Consider the following 1995-nt stretch of genomic DNA (forward strand, 5'->3'; position numbering starts at 1 on the left):
AGTCTTTCTGCAGTGTGCAGAAGCATGAAAAACTTCTTTTAGCCTTTCTGCAGTGTGCAGAAGCGTGAAAAACTTCTTTTTGACCTTTCTGCAGTGTGCAGAAGCGTGAAAAACTCCTTTTTGGTCTTTCTGCAGTGTACAGAAGCGTGAAAAACTTCTTTTTGGTCTTTCTGCAGTGTGCAGAAGCATGAAAAACTTCTTTTTGGCCTTTCTGCAGTGTGCAGAAGCGTAAAAAACTTCTTTTTGGTCTTTCTGCAGTGTGCAGAAGCATGTTTTTAAGTTTCGTCGGCCGACAACAGCTTGTTTTTATTTTCAGCTTTTAGTCGACCGACGAAGAACTTATTTTATGAACTTTCTGTTATATCTTAGTTGTCTTCATCCCATGGATTATTGTCAGACACCTCTTCGTCAAAGAAGGGGGCGCGCTTAGCAAGGCCTTGGTCCTCACCTACGGCATGCGAACTAACGATAAACTGGGCAATATTATCTGTGGTCATTAACCGAGCAGTTGCGATGTGGGGCGTTGTATATTTCTTTTTCATTCTTCTATGCGATTATTTGATGACTTTCTTTCCGTTAATAATATAAATGCCATGCGTTGGATTTTTCACACGACGGCCTTGGAGGTCGTAGATAACATTGTCGCGGCCCTCTGCCTCTTGTCCGATATTGCGGATGCCTGCAACATTTGCATTTTCGCGAGCAGCATCAAAATCGATGAAAAAGCTTTTTGCACGCGCAATACTTTCCGTCAGTCGAAGACCAGCGCGATGCGCTTTCAGCTTGATAGAAGCGCCTCCACGAGTGCCTTGCTTGTAGAAGCCGAGCCCCTGGTCACCGCTGTTTGAAAGAACGTAATATTTATAGCCAGCCCCGCTAATCTCTCGTTCGGTAGCTGTGCCCACAAGGAGATTGCCTGTCACGTCTTCTTCTATGCCTGTAACGGCTGCTCGATATTCAATGGTGGTGTTTGGTGTGCCTTGCAAAATGAAGCCCGTTTGCTTAGGAATGATTTTGCCGGCCGTGAAAGCTTTCACAATGGCATTGTCGGGAGTGGCAATGTTACCACTGGGCGTAACACCGGTGATGATGTAGGCGGTGCAACCATCAGGAACTTTGAAGTTCTCGTTTTCGAGGTAGAAAGTGGTGTAGCCAGTGGCATTCATATCAATCTTTTCTGCATATTTCCCTTTATCGTCAGACCAGCCTGGCGCGGTAGCATAAAGTGCAGTCAGGTCTGTATTGACATATATTTTTAAATCAGGATGAGCATTACTAAAAGGAGAACCAGGAGCAGAACTCTGTGTTGGAACTGCAGGCACCTTATGCATATCTACAACTTTTAGATTTTCTTCATGATCGAAAGCTGAACCTTCAAGTCTTTTTATGGTAGACGGAATTGTAAGTTCTTTTAAATAGGGAGTATCATCAAACGTCAATTCACCAATAGTCTCAAGACCTTCTGGTAGGTAAAGCTTACTAATTGAGCTGCGATGAAAATTCAAGCTAACCAGTTCTTTGAGCTTTGTACACTTACTTAAATCTACCACATCCACGCCATACGAATGGGCAAATCCCATATCACCTATCGTTTCCAAGCTTGAAGGGAAGATTAGTGTTATGGTGCCTGGGTCATTTATGTCTGTATAGTTCCAACTACCTTGTTTTTTAACTATTCTGGTAATGGTGTATGGTTCTGTTTCTCCTGGTTTATATACTGCTTCAGGGAAGGTTAAAATGGGGGGTGTAAGAAGATGGGGGTTTCGTATCGTTGTCACTTCTACATGTCGATTAGCTTGATCGATGATGTTGTAGGTAAGCGTTACTCCATTAATGGTCTGTGTAAACTCAGTAGATACTTGTGCGCGAGCTACAAATATTACAATAAGAGATAAAACTATTAAGAATAATCTTTTCATTGTGTTGTTTTGATTAAATAAACATGTGAGAAAGTTTTGTTATATCCGATTAGATGTGTTCAAAAAAAGGCACGAG

The 1995-nt window shown here is 42.3% G+C and carries 2 protein-coding genes; both read right to left on the reverse strand.

Annotated elements, in window-relative coordinates; all coding sequences use genetic code 11:
• Positions 1 to 365 precede the first annotated feature (365 nt).
• Positions 366 to 542, reverse strand: coding sequence for a hypothetical protein (locus tag HMPREF9420_RS14140; protein ID WP_007133629.1), 177 nt, complete (start codon positions 540 to 542; stop codon positions 366 to 368).
• A 12-nt stretch (positions 543 to 554) separates the two neighbouring features.
• Complete coding sequence (locus HMPREF9420_RS03035; RefSeq protein WP_007133952.1) at positions 555 to 1919, reverse strand: leucine-rich repeat protein; 1365 nt, start codon at positions 1917 to 1919, stop codon at positions 555 to 557.
• Positions 1920 to 1995 lie beyond the last annotated feature (76 nt).

The sequence above is a fragment of the Segatella salivae DSM 15606 genome, from assembly GCF_000185845.1.
Classification (GTDB): Bacteria; Bacteroidota; Bacteroidia; order Bacteroidales; family Bacteroidaceae; genus Prevotella; species Prevotella salivae.